This is a genomic window from Winogradskyella sp. PG-2 (genome assembly GCF_000828715.1).
Lineage (GTDB): Bacteria > Bacteroidota > Bacteroidia > Flavobacteriales > Flavobacteriaceae > Winogradskyella.
Genome location: NZ_AP014583.1, coordinates 2,454,651 through 2,467,395, shown reverse-complemented (window position 1 = coordinate 2,467,395; position 12,745 = coordinate 2,454,651). Strand labels below are relative to the sequence as shown.

Sequence of the window (12,745 nt, the reverse complement as noted above, 5' to 3'; positions counted from 1 at the left end):
ACACTATATAAAATGAAAATCAAAAATGTAATCGGAATTCTTGCTGTAGTAATAAGCTCAGCCAGCTGTTCCAAAACACAAACAGTTTTAGAAGTCACTACTTTTAAAACGAAATCAACTATTAACAATTCTGTTTTTAACAAATTAGATGCAGAAGTTGAAGGAAATTTTACAATAAACCAACCTGGTTTTATTAAGCGACAAAGTGGTGTTGACGACAAAGGCAACTATGTAGTCTTGGTCTATTGGGATACTCATGAAAATGCAGAAGTATCAATGACAAAGTTTATGTCAGACCCATCAGTTACAGAATACGCATCAATGATTGATGATTCAACAATGAATATGTCTCGCTATACTATTAGTGATAGCTTTAATGCAAACACTAGTAAATTTGTTGAAGTGATGTCTTTTAATACAAAAGCAGATATAAATATAGATGCTTTCAATAAAGCAAATAAAAGCGTTGAAACTGGTTTTACAGTAAAACAAAAAGGGTATGAACAACGCATTACAGGAAGTAACGAAAAAGGAGAACAAATCGTAGCTGTATACTGGGATAATAAAAGTAACTCAGATGTTGCATTACAACCCTTTATGGAAGCTCCGGTTTCTAAAGAATTTATGGGAATGATGGATCAATCTTCTATAAATATGGGACGCTATACAACCCTTAAATCACTAAAAAACAACACATTGGAATTATTAAAAAAAGACAAAGTAGTTGCTTTACTAAACAGTTTTAACACAGGTGACCAAACACCAATTTCTTACATTAATCCAAATAAATACATTCAGCATAATTTGGATGTAGCTGATGGTCTTGCAGATTTTGGAGAAGTAATGCACCACGCACCAGAAGGTGGATTTAAAGCAAATGTTATAAGAGCATTCGAAGATGGTGATTATGTATTTACACATACCGAATATGATTTCTTCGGTCCAAAAGCAGCATTTGATGTTTTTAGATTTGAGGATGGACTTATCGTAGAGCATTGGGATAACTTATTGGAAGTACAACAGCCAAATCCAAGTGATAGAACACAATTTGATGGTGCAACAGCGATAACAGATTTAGATAAAACTGAAGCCAATAAAAATACCGTTAAAGACTTTATTGAAAAGGTTTTGCTAGGACATGAAATGGATAAATTAACAACATATATTAATCCATCAAACTACGTACAACATAATCCTGCTGTAGCTGATGGTTTAGATGGATTTGGAGCAGCTATGAAATACTTTGCTGAAAATGGATTAGTTATGGAATATACAAAGCTTCATAAAGTATTAGGTCAAGGTAACTTTGTATTAACAATTAGTGAAGGTAAATTTGGTAAAGGAGAACATACAGCTTTTTATGACTTATTTAGACTAGAGGATGGTCAAATCGTTGAGCATTGGGATGTTATTTCTTCAATTCCTTCTGAAGAAAATTGGAAGAATACCAACGGTAAATTCTAATATTTAAAAAAATACAGTGCTATTCTGTATAATTTTGATTTGATTTTGATTGATTAATAGCTGTAAAGCGCAAGTATAAATGCTTGCGCTTTTCTTTATAATCTTTAATCCTTTAATAAAACTCTAAATATCTTTTTAAATAAACTCTGAATACTGCATCACTCTAAAATCAAACGTATTGAATTTTGGGTTTTTAGCTTTGAGTTGTTTGTAAAGAGGCAATCTACTTATAGATATGTTTGCAGCTCCAGATCCTGAAGTTAGTGATACTGTTTTTATTATTCTGTCAGACTCTAATTGAAGTTCAGGGTTAGGCAGAGTGAATTTATGAATTCTTGGCACTTCATTATTTACTAATTCTAGTTTTAAATTATAATCTTTTAGATGCCTTCTAAAAAAGTATTCTGGTCCATTTTTACTGTTTCCTCCTGTAAAAAGAATGGTATTTATACTTGGATATTGTTTTATATAACCAACGACATCTCTCAACTTAATATTTTGCATTCCCAAGTCTGAAGCATCGACTTTTTCTCGCTTTGCACTTTCTACAATATCACAAACGCCTATATTATTTTTAATTAAAAAAGCTTTACGCTCTTCAATAGCTTCTTGCGAATTGTCGTATCTTAAATTGAGACTGTGGATTTTATCTATAAATAACCAAAGCGAATTGTAGTAACTTCCGTAACAAAAATTCACATCCTTTTCTAATAACTCACCTGAAGAAAATCTAGGAGGCGGTAAAGTCCCAACTATAAGTTTTTTGGTATCCTCTTGAATAAAAGGAGCGTATGGATGTTTATGAAAAAACACTATCTTGTAAAGACGAGCTCATTTTCAGAAGATAAGTCTTCACTAAAGCCATAATTATCGTAATTAAAGCCTTTTATATCATCTATAGTTTTAGCATCAGTATCTATAACATAACGTGTCATTAATCCTCTTGCTAATTTTGCAAATATGGCTATCATTTTATACTCACCATTCTTAAATTCCTTAAACGCTACCTTAACTACTGGTACTTTTAAAGTTTTTGCATCTATCGCTTTAAAATACTCGTTACTAGCTAAGTTTAAAAACAACTCATCGTCTTCCAATTCATCATTAAGTGCCTGAGTCACTTTCTTTTTCCAGAATTCATATAAGTTCTTGTTCTTTCCAACAGGCATTTTCGTTCCCATTTCCAAACGATAAGGTTGCACTAAATCTAATGGTTTTAATAAACCGTATAAACCAGAAATAACACGCACTGTATCTTCTACTTTATCTAATTTCTTAGTATCGATAGTGTAAGCATCTAAACCTCTATAAACATCGCCACTGAATGCATAAATCGCAGGTCTTGCATTCTCAGACGTGAATGGCAATTGCCAATTTTGATTACGCTCGTAATTCAACTGCCCCAAATTATCTGAAATCTTCATCAGCTTAGATAAACTTCTAGCAGACTTTTTCTTTAATAATTTGTTTAAGCGCTCAGCTTCTGCTAAAAAACAACCTTCTGTAGTTTTAGTTGTTGGTAGTTTAGTTTCGAAATCTAAAGATTTAGCTGGTGATAGTACGAGTTTCATAGTTCAATTTTAATTCTATTCAAATTTACGAACTACAAAGAATATTTTAAACGTGGTTTAACAAAAAATACTAATAGTACTATAAATTATCTTGATGCTTTGCATAATGTCTCCACTTCTCAATACATTGTACAATATCTTCTGGAACTTCCGATTCAAATTTTAAAAATTCACCTTTAGTTGGATGTTGAAACCCTAAAGTTTTTGCATGTAAGGCCTGCCTTGGTAATATCTTAAAGCAATTATCTACAAACTGCTTATATTTAGAAAAGGTTGTCCCTTTCAAAATGCGATCTCCTCCATAACGTGCATCGTTAAAAAGTGTATGTCCAATGTGCTTCATATGCACACGTATTTGATGTGTACGACCAGTTTCGAGTTTACAACTTACCAAAGTAACATAACCTAAACGTTCTATAACTTTGTAATGCGTTACTGCTGGCTTCCCCTTTTCATCTTCGTCATCTAAATACACCGTATTTTGCAATCTATTTTTAGGATGACGACCAATTTTACCTTCAATAGTGCCATCATCTTCTTTCATATTTCCCCAAACCAAAGCTACATATTCACGTTCGCTTGTTTTTTTTGCAAACTGATTAGAGAGATGCGCCATGGCTTGTTCAGTTTTCGCAACAACTAAAAGCCCACTTGTATCTTTATCAATTCGATGCACTAAACCTGGTCTATCACTTGAATTGTTTGGTAAGTTTTCAAAATGATAAATTAGCCCATTTATTAGTGTCCCAGAATAGTTGCCATGACCTGGATGCACCACCATACCAGCAGGTTTATTCACCACTAACAAATCATCATCTTCGTAAACAATGTCTATTAGGATGTCTTCTGCAATCAATAAATTCTCATGAGGTGGATGCTCAAATTTTACGGTGATATGGTCATTAGGCTTTACTTTATAATTAGATTTAACAACTTTACCGTTCACAAAAATACTTCCATCTTTAGCTGCAACTTGAATTTTATTTCGCGTAGCATTTTCGATAAAATTCATTAAGTATTTGTCTATACGAAGCGGTTGTTGACCATTTACGACTCTAAAAGAATGATGCTCATAAAGCACATTTTCTTCTTCGGGAATATCAGGAATATTTGGCATTTTATTTATCGCTTACCATTACCTAGTACTAAATCTATTGTAGATGTTAGTGGCAGTTGTGTTCCTGGCTTAAGAGTCTTTCCATTGTGCTTCATACCCAAAACAACATCTTTTCCTATGTTATCTATGTAAGTAATACTTCCTAGTTTAAACTCTAAAGCTTGTAGTTGTGGTTTTGCCTGTCTAAACGTGCGCTTAAGAATATTAGGAACTTCAACTTTTCGGTAACCAGATGGATTTGTAATTAAATATATTTTTCTATTTTCTTTTACCTCAGCACCTGCAACAGGATTCTGTTCAATTACAGCATATTTAGGATAGCTTGGATTATAATTTGCAGAATCTTGAAGTTTAAAATCTAAATCTAAATCCTTTAATTCTATCTTAACTGTTTCAATAGACTTACCTTTTAAATCTGGTACTACAATAAATTCCCCATTATTAGTTGTTATATCCAACCACTTAAGTATTATAAAACACAATACTATAATAGCCACAATAGCTAATCCTAATTGTTTAAAAAACACTTTACTAGCAAGAAACTTAACAAAACTCATAAGCTGAATAATTGATGACAAAACTAAGAAATTATAACGTTATAATAACGTCACACAAATAAAATACGTATGAAGTAGAGATTTAGTTTATTAAAATAAATGATACTTTTACATTACAGCTTTTAAATAAAAGAATGAAAAAAAGTATTGCAATCATAATGGGAGGCTATTCTAGTGAATATAAAATTTCTCTAAAAAGCGGTAATGTTGTTTATAACGCTCTAAATAAAGAAAAATACAATGCATATCGCGTACATATTTTTAAGGACAAATGGGTTTATGTAAATGATATGGATAAAGAATTCCCTATTAACAAAAATGATTTTTCTGTTTTAATAAATGAAACCAAAATTACTTTTGATTGTGTATTTAATGCTATACATGGTTCTCCTGGAGAAGATGGTTTTATGCAAGCGTATTTTAAATTAATTGGCATGCCTCAGACGAGTTGTGGTATGTACCAAGCATCATTGACATTTAATAAGCGTGATTTATTGTCAACACTTAAACCTCATGGCATTAAAACGGCAGAGAGTTATTATTTAAACCTTGGTGATGCCATTAACGAAGATGCGATCGTTGCAAAAGTTGGTTTACCTTGTTTTATAAAAGCAAATAAAGCAGGCAGTAGTTTTGGGATTTCTAAAGTCTATAAAAAAGAAGATCTACAGGCTGCAATAGACAACTCTTTTAAAGAAGATAATGAGATTATTATTGAGCAATTTTTAGATGGTGTAGAAGTATCTGTAGGTGTGATTTCATATAAAGGTGAAACCAAAGTATTGCCTATTACCGAAATTGTATCTGAGAATGATTTCTTCGATTACCAAGCTAAATATGAAGGCAAATCTCAAGAAATTACCCCAGCCCGTATTTCTGAAGATTACAAATTAAAAACGGAGATTTTAGCTAAAAAAATCTACGAAACTCTTGGCATGAAAGGTTTTTCTAGAAGTGAATTTATTTTTAAAAATGACGAACCTTATTTATTAGAAGTTAATACTGTGCCTGGTTTAACTAACGAAAGCATCTTACCGCAACAAGCTGCAGAAGCAGGAATTAGCATGGAGAATTTGTTTGATAATGCTATTGAAGAAGCACTTAAAGATTAATAATTTTTGATTGACTATTTCAGAATAACTCACACAATTCATTAATCATTATCTTTGTTATAGTTTAATTTAAAAAGATTCCTGCATTCGAAGGCAATAAAGATGAAAAGAGCAATTTTTCCAGGTTCATTTGACCCAATTACATTAGGACATTACGATATTATTAAACGTAGCGTTAAGCTTTTTGATGAAGTGATTGTGGCTATTGGCATCAATGCAGATAAAAAATATATGTTCTCGCTTGAGGAACGTAAAAAATTTATCGAAGACGCTTTTAAAGATGAATCCAAAGTAACTGTTGTAAGTTACGAAGGTCTTACTGTAGATTTTTGCCAAAAAAATAATGTAGAATTCATTTTAAGAGGGCTTAGAAATCCTGCAGATTTCGAATTCGAAAAAGCCATTGCACATACTAATAGAGATCTGGCTCCTATTGAAACTGTTTTTCTTTTAACAGCCGCTAGTACTTCATATATCTCGTCTTCTATTGTAAGAGATGTGATTAGAAACAATGGTGACTATACGAAATTAGTTCCTGACAGTGTAAGTATAAACTCTAAATAATGTTATTCCTTTAAGATCTGATATAGTTTCAGTTAAAAGTAAAACATAACCGAGTTATCTTTTATATAATGTGCTTTTTTGATTATTCAAATCAAAGTTATTTTTCAGAAAATTACTGTAACAAAACTCAATATTTAGTTACATATAAATGGACTCAATCACCATTTATGGCACATTTCTTTACATATACACTCTTCAAAATGAAGTTGATTCAACCTTCAGAAGATACTATTATGGATTGGAGAGTTACTAAAGCGATCGACAAAATAGAATACGCTCTTATACATGGTGATTATAGAACACGTCAATTGGCTGCTGAAGCCTTAGAACATGTTGGCAGACCTTCCTCCATTCCTGTTTTACTTAATGCTATGAACGATAAGATTCAGAAAGTATCTATTGCTGCTTTAAATGCTCTTGAAGCACTTGGATGCACAAATGATTTAGTAATCTCAATTACTAGGAAGCGCTTTAATTGGGTTAAAGAAATTCGAGACAAGGAGGAAAAACAAAGAGTTAAAAAAGAGAGAAAGTATACTATTCATAGATGGGAACGTGCTAGTAAAAAATCTTTTGAGCTTGTTAAAGAACGTCTCAAAAGACCTATTCGCTAAATAGCATATTAATCAAAACTAAAATGAGGATATTTATTACACAAGTCTTTTATATGAGATTGAAGTTTGGTTACAAACAATTGATGTGCTTCCGATTTTATATTAAAAGGCTTGTGTTTTAAACCTTTTTGAACCACATCTACTTCTTGCATAGTAAGTTCAGTGTTTTCAGAAATCCAGACATTTTTAAATTTATCCCAAATACAATTTATAGCAAGGTTATTAGGATGTAACATATCTTCATTATAAAAGCGATAATCACGTAATTCGTCCATCATAATTTCATAAGATGGGAAATAATATTGCTGCTTTCTTGGCTCAACAACATTATGTATTGCGCTAATTAAATGTGATTTACTTTGTGTGTTTTGAATAAAACCATCTTTTAGATGTCTTACAGGTGATACTGTAAAAATAAAACTCACTTTTGGGTTCACGCTCCTAACTAAACTGATAGTAGCCTCAAATGATTCTGAAACTTGTTCTACAGAAAGTAATTCTTTTAAAAATTGTTTTTGAGGTAACTTATGGCAATTAGCAACTATTGCATCTGATGCTATGTGTCTATAAACCCAACTTGTTCCTAGCGTAATAATTACGTGAGTTGCTGTACTTAAATAATTATTTGTGTTATCTATCTGTCTATTCAGTCTTGCTAGCAATTCCTCTTTTGAAGTACTACTTAATTTTGAATGTGCATCTAAACAGCACCATTGTTCGTTTTGAAAATATAAATCTTCCTCTATATAATATTCCTTATTTACAGAACGAGATATCAAATTTTCAATCGCTAATGGGTGAAATAGAATACCAAATGGATTTAATGAGCTTTGAAACTTATAATACTGAAATTTATTACCAATATTTTCAGAGAAGCATGAACCTAAAAGCAATAATTTAGAACTATAATCTATTTGATTATGCTTTTGCGAATGTAATTGTATTTCGGTTTGTAGATTCATAAATGAGTTCCTGAAACCAATTCAGGATAACAAAATTATTCCAAATATATTTTAGATGCATTTAAAGCCTGTTCAATGCCAGCAGAATTTTTACCACCAGCTGTTGCAAAAAATGGTTGACCACCACCTCCACCATGGATATATTTGCCTAATTCTCTTACAATAGTTCCTGCATTTAAATCTTTACTAGCTACCAATTCTTTTGATATATAACAAGACAAGATCGCTTTGCCATTATTTTCAGCACCAAATAATAAGAACAAATTATCAAACTGACTTCCTAGTTCAAAGCAAACATCTTTTATGCCACCAGCATCTAAATCTAATTTTTTAGCTAAAAACTGTACACCATTTATTTCGGTTAATTCATTTTTAAGTTCGCCTTTAATATTCTTAGCCTTGTCTTTAAGTAGATTTTCTATTTGCTTTTTAAGGTCTGCATTTTCAGATTGTAGATTCTGAAGTGCTTTCACTGGCTCTTTTGCATTATTTAATAAATCTCTCATTTCAAAATAAGCTCTGTTATTTTCAAAATAAAAGTCCTTTACTGCATCATGGGTTATAGCTTCAATACGTCTGATTCCTGAAGCTACGGCACTTTCAGATGTAACCTTAAAATGCCAAATATCTCCTGTATTATTAACATGAGTCCCTCCACAAAGTTCTATAGACTGACCAAAACGAATCGTACGTACAGCATCTCCATATTTTTCACCAAATAAAGACATAGCCCCATCTGCAATGGCTTGCTGTTTTGGTACAGATCTATTTTCCTGTAATGGTAATTTTCCTTCAATTCGTGCATTAACAAAATTTTCAACATCTCTCAATTCTTCAACCGTTAATTTAGAAAAATGAGAAAAATCGAAACGCAAATATTTAGAATGTACAGCAGACCCTTTTTGTTCAACATGTGTACCTAGAACTTCTCTCAAGGCTTGATGTAATAAATGTGTAGCAGTATGATTGCACTCTGTTCTATAACGCTGTTTAGAATCAACAACAGCCTTTAATACCTCATCACTATGTTTTGGTAAATTTTTCGCAAAATGAATAATAAGATTATTTTCTTTTTTAGTGTCTAATATGTACACTACATCTCCATGCGGATCTTCTAAATACCCTTTATCACCAACTTGTCCTCCACCTTCTGGGTAAAATGGCGTGATATTAAATACTAGTTGATACATTTCCCCATCCTTTTTAGACACAACTTTACGATAACGTGTGATTTTCACATGTGCCTCTAATGTATCATATCCAATAAATTCTTCAATCTCATCATGGTGTAAAATGGTCCAATCATCAGACTTTAGCTCTGATGCTTTGCGACCACGATCTTGCTGTGCTTTTAATGCACTCTTAAATTCTTCAGAGTTATAGGTAAACCCTTTTTCGCGTAGAATAAGATCCGTTAAATCCTCAGGAAATCCATAAGTATCTTTAAGTTCAAATACTTTTGAACCAGAAATTTCTTTTGATTCTGATGTGTGAACAATTTTATCTAACAGCACCAAACCTTGATCTAATGTTCTTAAAAAAGACGTTTCCTCCTCTTTAATCACATTCTCAATTAACTGTTTCTGTGCTTTCAATTCTGGAAAAGCCGTTCCCATTTTTTTGCTTAACACATCAACCAAACGGTAAATAAATGGTTCATTCTTATCTAAAAATGTAAACCCATAGCGTATTGCTCTACGTAAAATTCTTCTAATTACATATCCTGCACCATTATTACTTGGCAATTGACCATCGGCAATAGAAAATGCAACTGCTCTAACATGATCGGATATTACTCTAATCGCTACATCAGCTTTTTCGTTGTTTCCATAGTCCTTATCTGTAATCGTTTCTATCTCTCGGATAATTGGTGTAAACACATCTGTATCGTAATTAGATTGTACACCTTGTAATACCATACAAAGACGTTCAAATCCCATTCCTGTGTCAATATGCTTATTTGGCAAGGCTTCTAAAGATTTATTAGCCTTACGATTGTACTGCATAAAAACAAGATTCCATATTTCTACAACCTGAGGATGATCCATATTAACTAAAGACTTTCCATCTACCTTAGCTTTCTCTTCAGCTGAACGAATATCAACATGTATTTCGCTACATGGACCACAAGGTCCTTGGTCTCCCATTTCCCAGAAGTTATCTTTCTTATTACCCATAAGAATTCGATCTTCAGAAATATATTGTTTCCATAAATCGTAAGCTTCTTGATCCATTTTTAAATTATCAGCATCATCACTTCCTTCAAAAACAGTAACATACAAAATATCTTTATCTATGCCGTAAACTTCTGTCAATAATTCCCATGCCCAAGCAATAGCTTCTTTCTTAAAGTAATCTCCAAAGCTCCAGTTGCCTAACATTTCAAAAAGCGTATGATGATATGTATCATATCCAACTTCTTCTAAATCGTTGTGTTTACCAGAAACTCGTAAACACTTTTGACTATCAGCAATTCGGTTTTGTTTAGGATCTGCATTCCCTAAAAAATACTCCTTAAAAGGTGCCATACCAGAGTTAACAAACATTAGCGTTGGATCATCTTTTAAAACCATAGATGCGGATGGCACAATGAGGTGTTTCTTCCCTTCAAAGAAATTTAAAAATTTTGCACGAATATCTTGAGACGTCATATACTGAAATTATAGCTTGTTTTATCTGTTTATTTTTATTCTTACTATCTATCAGATAGAATCATTGATGACTAAAATTATTATTGTATTAACATTTTAAAAATAATTTTAATCATGTCGGTTTCGTTTTAATTACCACAATTGCAAAACAATCTTTATATTTGGTTGTTTACTAATAAAACAAGACACATTTATGTGTTTATGAATGCAAAAATAGCATAAATTCAAACATGGGTAAGGTAAAATATTATTATGATTCCGAAACGCTTTCTTATCGTAAAATAAAGCGTAAAAAAGCGACTACATTTAAGTACGCACTTGGATTCTTAGTTGGTGCTGCCTTATTTGGATTCCTTTCTTTTTTTATTGTAAGTCAATATATTGAATCTCCTAAGGAACGTCAAATGGCGAGAGAATTGCAGAATATGGACCTACAATATCAATTACTAAATAAACGTATGGATCATGCTATAGCCGCTCTTGAAAATGTGGAGGAGCGTGACAATGCTATTTACAGACTCTATTTTGAAGCTAATCCAATTCCAGATGAACAAAGAAGAGCTGGATTTGGAGGTGTCAATCGTTACAAAAAGTTTGAAGGATTTGACAATACGCAATTAATTTCGGAAACTAATAAGCGTTTAGATATCCTAGAGAAAGCTATTGTAGTGCAATCTAAATCATTAGATGAAATTGCAAAACTAGCTGAAGACAAAGAAAAATTCCTAGAAGCTATACCGGCAATTCAGCCTATAAATAATTTAAATTTAACGCGTATGGCTTCTGGCTATGGTTATAGAACAGACCCTTTTACAAAGATTAGGAAATTCCACTACGGAATGGATTTTACTGCACCACGCGGAACTCCAATTTATGCTTCTGGTAATGGTATTATAAAACGTGCAGATAATAGCTCTACTGGCTATGGAAATCATATTCGTATAGACCATGGTTATGGTTACATATCCTTGTATGCTCACTTATATAAATATAACGTCAAAGTAAATCAACGTGTAAAGCGTGGTGATTTAATTGGATTTGTTGGTAGCACAGGTCGTTCTGAAGCTCCTCACCTACACTATGAAGTACATAAAGATGGTGAGCGTATTAATCCTATCAATTTCTACTATGGCAATTTATCTGCAGATGAGTTTAACGTATTGCTAAAGAAAGCGTCATTAGAAAATCAATCCCTCGATTAAGATGCATATAGACTTACCAGAAAAACGTTATTATGGAATTGGCGAGGTTGCCAAGGCATTTAAAGTTAATGCATCATTGATTAGGTTTTGGGAAAAAGAATTTGATGCCATTAAACCTAAAAAAAATGCTAAAGGGAATCGTAAATTTACTCCAGAGGACATTAAAAACTTAAAATTTATATATCATCTTGTTAAAGAGCGTGGTTTCACTTTAGAAGGAGCTAAAATTCATCTTAAGGAAGAAAAAAAACAAGCCTTAGAAAAATTTGAAATCATAGAAAAACTAGAAGGTATAAAAGCGCAGCTTATTAAAATAAAAACTCAACTTTAAAACATATTTATTATGAAAAAATGGATTATACCAATAGTTATTATCCTATTGCTTGCAATCTGGGGCGTTAATGTTAACAATAAAGCAGTAACCTTAGAAGAAACAGCAAGTAAATCTTGGGCGAATGTTGAAAGCACTTATCAAAGAAGAAATGATCTTATTGGAAATTTAGTAAAAACTGTACAAGGCGCTGCTGATTTTGAAAAAGGAACACTTACTGCCGTAATTGAAGCAAGAGCAAAAGCAACTTCAGTTAGTATAGATCCTACCAACATAACACCAGATCAATTGGCACAATTTAATAAAGTCCAAGGAGGTTTATCTGGAGCTCTAAAAAGTCTTTTAGTTACGGTAGAGCGTTATCCTGAACTAAAAGCAAACCAAAACTTTGTTGAATTACAGAGTCAATTAGAGGGTACCGAAAATAGAATCAATATATCGAGAGATAAATTCAATAATGCTGTTGAGCCTTTTAACAAGCATGTTAGAACTTTTCCAAATAAATTAATAGCTGGTATATTAGGCTTTGACGAAATGGGTTATTATAAAGCTGACGCTGGAAGTGAAAATGCACCAGACGTAGAATTCGACTTTAACTAA

General features: G+C 32.2%; 13 protein-coding genes. 7 read left to right on the top strand and 6 right to left on the bottom strand.

Annotated elements, in window-relative coordinates:
* Positions 1–12: 12 nt before the first annotated feature.
* Positions 13–1,464, top strand: coding sequence for a nuclear transport factor 2 family protein (locus WPG_RS18630; protein ID WP_231850175.1), 1,452 nt, complete (start codon positions 13–15; stop codon positions 1,462–1,464).
* Between the two features lie 135 nt (positions 1,465–1,599).
* Here the strand turns inward: WPG_RS18630 and WPG_RS10995 are convergent, their stop codons facing one another.
* The 4 genes from WPG_RS10995 to WPG_RS10980 form a co-directional block, all read right to left on the bottom strand.
* A complete protein-coding gene (locus WPG_RS10995; protein ID WP_045472491.1) occupies positions 1,600–2,277 on the bottom strand; it encodes a uracil-DNA glycosylase family protein in 678 nt (225 codons plus the stop codon).
* Positions 2,277–3,035 (bottom strand): peroxide stress protein YaaA, encoded by a 759-nt coding sequence (yaaA, locus tag WPG_RS10990; protein ID WP_045472488.1) that lies wholly within the window; start codon positions 3,033–3,035, stop codon positions 2,277–2,279. Before yaaA ends, WPG_RS10995 begins: the two co-directional genes overlap by 1 nt.
* Before the next feature lie 79 nt (positions 3,036–3,114).
* Positions 3,115–4,152 carry an RluA family pseudouridine synthase gene (locus WPG_RS10985; RefSeq protein ID WP_045472485.1) on the bottom strand — a complete coding sequence of 346 codons (1,038 nt, stop codon included), beginning with the start codon at positions 4,150–4,152 and terminating at the stop codon, positions 3,115–3,117.
* A gap of 5 nt (positions 4,153–4,157) precedes the next feature.
* Positions 4,158–4,709, bottom strand: a complete 552-nt coding sequence (locus tag WPG_RS10980; RefSeq protein WP_045472483.1) for a PASTA domain-containing protein — start codon at positions 4,707–4,709, stop codon at positions 4,158–4,160.
* A 134-nt stretch (positions 4,710–4,843) separates the two neighbouring features.
* Here WPG_RS10980 and WPG_RS10975 point away from each other — a divergent pair, with 134 nt between their 5' ends.
* From WPG_RS10975 to WPG_RS10965, 3 genes are all read left to right on the top strand, one after another.
* Positions 4,844–5,821 carry a D-alanine--D-alanine ligase gene (locus tag WPG_RS10975; RefSeq protein WP_045472480.1) on the top strand — a complete coding sequence of 326 codons (978 nt, stop codon included), beginning with the start codon at positions 4,844–4,846 and terminating at the stop codon, positions 5,819–5,821.
* A gap of 102 nt (positions 5,822–5,923) precedes the next feature.
* The gene (gene coaD / locus WPG_RS10970; RefSeq protein ID WP_045472477.1) at positions 5,924–6,385 is read left to right on the top strand and encodes a pantetheine-phosphate adenylyltransferase; all 462 of its coding nucleotides are present in this window, start codon (positions 5,924–5,926) and stop codon (positions 6,383–6,385) included.
* A gap of 167 nt (positions 6,386–6,552) precedes the next feature.
* On the top strand, positions 6,553–6,999 hold the full coding sequence (locus tag WPG_RS10965; protein WP_231850174.1) for a HEAT repeat domain-containing protein: 447 nt from the start codon (positions 6,553–6,555) through the stop codon (positions 6,997–6,999).
* Positions 7,000–7,007: 8 nt separating this feature from the next.
* Here WPG_RS10965 and WPG_RS10960 read toward each other — a convergent pair whose 3' ends face one another.
* Together WPG_RS10960 and alaS are read right to left on the bottom strand one after the other, a co-directional pair.
* Positions 7,008–7,961, bottom strand: coding sequence for a GSCFA domain-containing protein (locus tag WPG_RS10960; protein ID WP_045472474.1), 954 nt, complete (start codon positions 7,959–7,961; stop codon positions 7,008–7,010).
* Between the two features lie 35 nt (positions 7,962–7,996).
* On the bottom strand, positions 7,997–10,612 hold the full coding sequence (gene alaS, locus WPG_RS10955; RefSeq protein WP_045472471.1) for an alanine--tRNA ligase: 2,616 nt from the start codon (positions 10,610–10,612) through the stop codon (positions 7,997–7,999).
* A 230-nt stretch (positions 10,613–10,842) separates the two neighbouring features.
* Between alaS and WPG_RS10950 the strand changes: the two genes are divergently transcribed.
* From WPG_RS10950 to WPG_RS10940, 3 genes are read left to right on the top strand one after another with little or no spacing between them, the layout of a single operon-like run.
* Positions 10,843–11,814 carry a M23 family metallopeptidase gene (locus WPG_RS10950; protein ID WP_045472468.1) on the top strand — a complete coding sequence of 324 codons (972 nt, stop codon included), beginning with the start codon at positions 10,843–10,845 and terminating at the stop codon, positions 11,812–11,814.
* Between the two features lies 1 nt (position 11,815).
* Complete coding sequence (locus WPG_RS10945) at positions 11,816–12,145, top strand: MerR family transcriptional regulator (protein ID WP_045472465.1); 330 nt, start codon at positions 11,816–11,818, stop codon at positions 12,143–12,145.
* Between the two features lie 12 nt (positions 12,146–12,157).
* Positions 12,158–12,745 carry a LemA family protein gene (locus tag WPG_RS10940; protein ID WP_045472462.1) on the top strand — a complete coding sequence of 196 codons (588 nt, stop codon included), beginning with the start codon at positions 12,158–12,160 and terminating at the stop codon, positions 12,743–12,745.

Coding starts and splice junctions, on each gene's coding strand:
- WPG_RS18630 (WP_231850175.1), top strand. CDS start 13: ATGAAAATCAAAAATGTAATCGGAATTCTTGCTGTAGTAATAAGCTCA.
- yaaA (WP_045472488.1), bottom strand. CDS start 3,035: ATGAAACTCGTACTATCACCAGCTAAATCTTTAGATTTCGAAACTAAA.
- WPG_RS10985 (WP_045472485.1), bottom strand. CDS start 4,152: ATGCCAAATATTCCTGATATTCCCGAAGAAGAAAATGTGCTTTATGAG.
- WPG_RS10980 (WP_045472483.1), bottom strand. CDS start 4,709: ATGAGTTTTGTTAAGTTTCTTGCTAGTAAAGTGTTTTTTAAACAATTA.
- WPG_RS10975 (WP_045472480.1), top strand. CDS start 4,844: ATGAAAAAAAGTATTGCAATCATAATGGGAGGCTATTCTAGTGAATAT.
- coaD (WP_045472477.1), top strand. CDS start 5,924: ATGAAAAGAGCAATTTTTCCAGGTTCATTTGACCCAATTACATTAGGA.
- WPG_RS10965 (WP_231850174.1), top strand. CDS start 6,553: ATGGCACATTTCTTTACATATACACTCTTCAAAATGAAGTTGATTCAA.
- WPG_RS10960 (WP_045472474.1), bottom strand. CDS start 7,961: ATGAATCTACAAACCGAAATACAATTACATTCGCAAAAGCATAATCAA.
- alaS (WP_045472471.1), bottom strand. CDS start 10,612: ATGACGTCTCAAGATATTCGTGCAAAATTTTTAAATTTCTTTGAAGGG.
- WPG_RS10950 (WP_045472468.1), top strand. CDS start 10,843: ATGGGTAAGGTAAAATATTATTATGATTCCGAAACGCTTTCTTATCGT.
- WPG_RS10945 (WP_045472465.1), top strand. CDS start 11,816: ATGCATATAGACTTACCAGAAAAACGTTATTATGGAATTGGCGAGGTT.
- WPG_RS10940 (WP_045472462.1), top strand. CDS start 12,158: ATGAAAAAATGGATTATACCAATAGTTATTATCCTATTGCTTGCAATC.